Genomic DNA, 5811 nt, shown 5'->3' with positions numbered 1-5811 from the left:
TACGCGATGATAAAAGCGTTGAACAAGCTTACTGGGTTAGGTATGCCTGAAACTTGTCGTATTGACTAAGAAATACGCGAAACGGGGTGGCTCTATCTCTAAATTTAATTACGCAACAAAGCCTCTCATAGGCCAAAACGAGATCGCGTTCTGTTCCAGTCAATCAAGTGTGTTTATGAGAAAACTAGTAGGTGTCGAAGGTTATTTTGGCAGTGGAATCGGCTAATAATTTTGTTCAAAAATAAAGCTTCCCATAGGGGAAGCTCAAATCTCAATTGCTATAGAGGCTAATCTCGTCAAGAGTTAAAGCGCATTTTCTAGCTTTGTTAGGAAAGTAACGATGTCTTCTGAACTGATGTCTCTATGGGTAACAAAACGTACTGGATTACCAGGCGACATAGTAATGCCTTGTTCACCTAACTCTCGTGTGATGCGGTTAATATCAACAGACTCATCTAACTTAGCGAACACGATGTTCGTTTGAATGAAATCAGGGTTAACTGAGAAGCCTTCTAGTTTACTTAGGCCAATGGCTAAGTTTTTCGCGTTCTCATGGTCAGTTTTGAGTTGAGCAACGTTCTCAGTCAGCGCCATCTTGCCTGCTGCAGCAAGAATGCCAGCTTGACGCATACCGCCACCGACCATTTTACGCAGTCGACGAGCTTTAGCGATGTACGCTTTGTTGCCAAGGAGTAGTGAACCGATTGGAGCGCCTAAACCTTTTGATAAGCAAATTGTCATAGAGTCGAAGTGCTGTGCGATCTCTTTGATGTGTACATCCAGCGCCGCTGCTGCATTATAAACGCGCGCGCCATCTAGGTGCATTTGTAAGCCGTGTTGGTTTACGAACTCACGAGCTTCTGCCAAGTACGACATTGGCAGTACTTTACCATTAATGGTGTTTTCTAAGCTCAGAAGCTTGGTGCGAGCAAAGTGGCTGTCGTCTGGCTTAATCGCAGCGGCAAGCTTTTTAAAGTCTAGTGTGCCGTCTGGGTTGTTCTCAACGGGTTGAGGTTGAATCGAGCCGAGCACTGCAGCACCGCCGGCTTCATACTTATAGTTATGCGCTTGTTGGCCACAAAGGTATTCGTCACCACGCTCACAGTGTGCCATTAAACCAAGTAGGTTGGCTTGTGTCCCCGAAGAAGTGAACATCGCTGCTTCAAAGCCGGTTTCATTGGCAGCCCACTGTTCCAATTCGTTTACGGTTGGGTCATCGCCATAAACATCATCGCCCACTTCTGCATTTGCCATTACGTCACGCATAGCTTGCGAAGGTTTAGTTACGGTATCAGAACGAAAGTCCATGCTTCTCTCCTAGAGTACTTTAGGTAGTCATATAGTTGGCTATAGATAGCCACATAGTTGGGCTTTGCTTAAACAAGCGATAGTTTTTGTATCGGTGATTTGATCGTGTCGTATTTTGTTGTGCAGCTCTTCTAAGCTCAGCTCTATCACTTCTATAACTTCATCTTCGTCGCATTCAAATCGGGTAGTGAGGCTAAGATGTTTTGCGACAAATAAATGCTGAATCTCATCACAGAATCCAGCCAAAGGTGTGACTTGTCCTAAGCTCTGAAAAGAAGTTGCACTGTAACCGGTTTCTTCTTCCAATTCGCGCTGGGCACATTGAAGAGGTGTTTCATCAATTTCCATCGTGCCTGCAGGTAGCTCCAAAAGCCATTTCTTAAGAGAAGGACGAAACTGATTAATGAGGATGATTTTTCCTGACGAAGTGATAGGAAGAATAACGGCCGCGCCAGGGTGGTGTATTGTTGTATGTTTTACCACGACGTTCGTAGGGAGCGTCACGTTCTCTTCGATGAGAGAAATACTTTTCCATTGATGGATAACTTTACTCATGCAATTTGGCCACATTCCTTGCCAATTTTTCGTATAACTGAAGACGTGTACCACCATAACGTCTATGGTGTCGAAAATAAAAGAAAAATTAGGCTTAGTAATAGATTTAATTTCACGCCGTTCGTGATGTTACTCTCATAATTGGAATCTATGATTGCGCGAAAATTGCAGCGTAACCATCTGATATAAAGGCAACTCAATAATAAAAGATACTTGTAACAAAGTGCTAACAAATGTATAAAAACGTATCTACACTCTCAACTGTTCAAAGATTTTCGGAGTAACGCATGAACCCTTCTATTTCCTCACATGCTGACAAGGCGCTACTCTCTGAAAGAATTAACAAATTGGCACATGCTCTCTCTGATGGCGTTTATGAAAGAGAAGACACGATTAAGCTTTGTTTACTGGCGGCCCTGGCTGGCGAAAGTGTGTTTCTATTAGGTCCTCCGGGCATCGCAAAAAGCCTTATCGCTAAACGCCTCATCCAGGCTTTTGACAACAGTAGCTATTTCGAATATTTGATGACCCGTTTCTCTACTCCAGAAGAAGTGTTTGGCCCACTAAGTATTCAAGAATTAAAAGATAACGGTCGCTATGTCAGACTGACCGAAGGCTACCTACCAACAGCACAAGTTGTATTTCTTGATGAGATCTGGAAAGCAGGTCCTGCAATCCTAAATACTTTGCTTACGGTCGTTAACGAAAAGACATTCAAAAATGGCGCAGATATTGAACGCGTACCGATGCGCTTATTAGTGTCTGCATCCAACGAACTTCCAGATGAAGACAGCGGCTTAGAAGCTCTTTACGACCGGATGCTCGTTCGTGTGTTCGTAAACCGTATTCAAAACAAACAAAACTTCAAATCGATGCTGACGACGGGTACCTCTCAGGAAGCTGTGATTCCAAAAGGTTTGGCGATTACTGATATTGAATACCATCAATGGCAGAAAGAGCTCGATAACTTGGAGCTGACAGATAACTCGTTCAACAAGCTATTTGAACTGAAAACCATGCTCGAAGAGACTGTCAAAAAGCAAAGCTCGGCTACTGAAACTGATCTATATGTATCAGATAGACGCTGGAAGAAAGCGGTCAAGCTGTTGAAGGCAAGCGCATTCTTCAGTGGTCGTGATAGCGTAAATCCGCTGGATATTATGCTACTGCAAGACTGTTTATGGCATAGCCCAGAATCGCGTGATGTGGTTCGTAGTGTGGTAAAAGACTTTGCATTGAACCGAGCGTTTGACCAACAAGAGTCGAAAGCTCAAATTGAAATGTCCCGTGAAGAACTCGAAGAGATTCAAGACGATGTTGAATCAACGCTGTCTGTGTCGCTCTCTATGGAGTCTACCAGTGGCTTGCTGCGTAAAGACGTTTACCAAAATGATATCAAGAACGCGAAAATGTACAGCGTTGGCAGTGCATACAACCTAGTTAAACTGGTTATGCTGCAAAGCAACATGTCTGTGTCTGAATCTGAGAAAGGCGATAGTCGTTGGGTATACGTAGCCAAAGACGATTTTGATCGAGTTCTTAAAGAAGGCCATGGCGACATTTACGGTTACGTTAACGAAAATAAAAACTTATGCCGTTTAAAACTCGACTTGGATGCATCGAACCAGTTAGTCATTAAAGATATTGCTAATCGTTCTGTACTGGTGAGTGTGGTTACAACTGACGGTTTAGACCAAGAATTGTACAACAAGTGGTTGAGTGGTGCTGAGAAAGCCCTTGAGCAGTTAACTGAAGCTGAATTCAAGTTAAAACGAGTTCGCACTGATTTCCATGATGCGCTACCTCATAACTATATAGACCCTGATTTACCGAAAGCGATGGAATCAAGCTTGCAAGCGGTAACGCAAGATCTCGAAACGACAAAAGTGAAGAGTAGCAAGATCGCACAACGTATTAAGTTCATGAGTCAGTACTTCGAGTAAGGGGAGAGCATATGTTAGGAGCAGACGGCTTAAACCTCGCTTTGATGGTAGCTGATTCAGGTATCATTGATACCGCGATGAATGATCTCATCGCTCGTTCTCAAGTAATGATGGCTGCTGAGAACAAAGGCGTTAAAACATCAGTGAAAAACCACTTAGTTAAATGGCGCGGTAAAGTAAAAAAACGCGTCACTAAAGTGTGTGAAACTGATCGCTTCCAAGAGGAAATCGCACTTTACCAAGAAGTGATCTATTGGGATGAACCGCAGTTCTTTGATGAGATAGACAGTGTTATCAAAAAACTGGAGTGGCACTCGGCGTTCTACTTACAAGCAAGACGCTTGATGGAAAACAACAAAGGCGTTTATAACGCGATGTTTCCACACTATTTTTGCGACCAATGGTACCAATCACTGTCAGACGCCATTAAACAAGCTCAAGTAACCGAACTCGAAACAAGCAAAGAAAAAGTCTTAGCTGATCTTTATCAACGCATGGAAACCATGAAAAACATGGATAAAGTGACGGAGTCGGGTGATGAGGGTAGCGTAGGGCGCTTGTGGGACATGGCATCTGCCAAATTAAGCAAAACTGATCTCACCATCATGAAGCGTCATGCTGAGTTCCTGAATAAGCACAAAGGCCTACAAGAGATCGCTGAAAAGCTAGGTCGTATGGCTAGCGAGGAAGATGATCCTTCTTTACACAAAGCCCCTGTAGAAGAACTGCAGATGGTTGAAGAGAAAAGTGATGAGGCGGTCGATGATATTGTTGGGATTCATGAAAGTGATGACCTGAACAAAATGCTGCCGAACGAGACCATGTTCCTAGCTTATCCTGAGCTTGAGGTTATCTTTTATAAACATTTGGCTGACAAACGTTTACTTAGCTATCGCTCGCAAGGTAAGTCACGCACGTTACGTAAAGTAAAAGCGCAAAAGCCCGATAGCAAAAACGTCGATATTGAAAAAGGTCCGTTCATCGTCTGTGTGGACGCCTCTGGTTCTATGAGTGGGTTCCCAGAGCAATCAGCCAAAGCAATGGCTTACGCTTTGATGCAAATCGCGCTTGCGGAAGAGAGAGACTGTTACGTGATTCTGTTCTCTTCTGAGCAGATTACCTATGAATTAACAAGACAAGATGGCCTGCGTGAAGCGAGTGACTTCTTAAGCTATTCATTCCACGGCGGTACGGATCTTGAACCTGTACTCATGAAGTCGATTGACCTAATGACGGGTGATAAATACAAGAACGCAGATTTGATCGTGCTTTCTGACTTTATTGCCCCTAAGCAATCTGATGAAATGATTGCACAGGTTGAAAAATTGAAAGAGCACAAAAACCGTTTCCATGCGGTTAGTCTTTCTAAGTATGGTAACCCTCAACTTATGACCATGTTTGATCACTGTTGGTCGTATCATCCAAGTCTCGTTGGCCGCTTCATGAAGAAGTGGTAGCGCTAGAACTTCTTATTTAAATCGTTTTTGCTGTGTGTTTTTTGATTGAAGAGATCGAACATGCAGCAATTTGATTTAAATGTCAGCAAACAGAATTTAAATTCACATTTTTGTTTGACTATCTTCACTCAATCCGTAAAGTAGGCACCCGAACACAGCGGGGCTAACGCTTAGTCGGTTCTAACGTGTTGAAAAATGGCGCCTTGGCAGAGTGGCTATGCAGCGGATTGCAAATCCGTGGACCTCGGTTCGACTCCGGGAGGCGCCTCCATTCTCTTTCTCTTACGTTTTGATAAGGTAAGACATTAGAAGAATGAAAATGCGATACTAGCTCAGTTGGTAGAGCGCAACCTTGCCAAGGTTGAGGTCATCGGTTCGAACCCGATGTATCGCTCCAAATTTTGTAGTGTTGATTCATTTCGACATTAAGATGGTGTTTTACTTTTCAGTAATCGGCATCGCAATAAAGAATTGCGTGCCCTGGTGGTGGAATTGGTAGACACAAGGGATTTAAAATCCCTCGGCGTTCGCGCTGTGCCGGTTCAAGT

The 5811-nt window shown here is 43.5% G+C and carries 4 protein-coding genes and 2 tRNA genes; 4 read left to right on the top strand and 2 right to left on the bottom strand.

Annotation, left to right across the window (positions count from 1 at the left end; translation table 11 throughout):
• Positions 1 to 303: 303 nt before the first annotated feature.
• Positions 304 to 1308, bottom strand: coding sequence for a low-specificity L-threonine aldolase (gene ltaE, locus H5300_RS25090; RefSeq protein ID WP_182797195.1), 1005 nt, complete (start codon positions 1306 to 1308; stop codon positions 304 to 306).
• A gap of 39 nt (positions 1309 to 1347) precedes the next feature.
• Complete coding sequence (locus H5300_RS25085; protein ID WP_029222202.1) at positions 1348 to 1863, bottom strand: NUDIX hydrolase; 516 nt, start codon at positions 1861 to 1863, stop codon at positions 1348 to 1350.
• A gap of 287 nt (positions 1864 to 2150) precedes the next feature.
• Between H5300_RS25085 and H5300_RS25080 the strand changes: the two genes are divergently transcribed.
• From H5300_RS25080 to H5300_RS25065, 4 genes are all read left to right on the top strand, one after another.
• Complete coding sequence (locus H5300_RS25080; RefSeq protein ID WP_102444148.1) at positions 2151 to 3806, top strand: ATPase RavA domain-containing protein; 1656 nt, start codon at positions 2151 to 2153, stop codon at positions 3804 to 3806.
• Positions 3807 to 3817: 11 nt separating this feature from the next.
• Complete coding sequence (viaA, locus tag H5300_RS25075) at positions 3818 to 5263, top strand: ATPase RavA stimulator ViaA (protein WP_017078723.1); 1446 nt, start codon at positions 3818 to 3820, stop codon at positions 5261 to 5263.
• Between the two features lie 197 nt (positions 5264 to 5460).
• A tRNA-Cys gene (locus H5300_RS25070) sits at positions 5461 to 5534 on the top strand.
• Between the two features lie 50 nt (positions 5535 to 5584).
• A tRNA-Gly gene (locus H5300_RS25065) sits at positions 5585 to 5660 on the top strand.
• The last annotated feature ends 151 nt before the right edge of the window (positions 5661 to 5811 follow it).

Origin of the sequence: Vibrio sp. SG41-7, from assembly GCF_014164465.1 — a bacterium.
Classification (GTDB): Bacteria; Pseudomonadota; Gammaproteobacteria; order Enterobacterales; family Vibrionaceae; genus Vibrio; species Vibrio splendidus.
This window is presented reverse-complemented; position numbering and strand designations above follow the sequence as displayed.

What these genes read in the sequence shown, in the direction of transcription:
- ltaE (WP_182797195.1), bottom strand. Translation starts at nt 1,308, where the DNA reads ATGGACTTTCGTTCTGATACCGTAACTAAACCTTCGCAAGCTATGCGT.
- H5300_RS25080 (WP_102444148.1), top strand. Translation starts at nt 2,151, where the DNA reads ATGAACCCTTCTATTTCCTCACATGCTGACAAGGCGCTACTCTCTGAA.
- H5300_RS25085 (WP_029222202.1), bottom strand. Translation starts at nt 1,863, where the DNA reads ATGAGTAAAGTTATCCATCAATGGAAAAGTATTTCTCTCATCGAAGAG.
- viaA (WP_017078723.1), top strand. Translation starts at nt 3,818, where the DNA reads ATGTTAGGAGCAGACGGCTTAAACCTCGCTTTGATGGTAGCTGATTCA.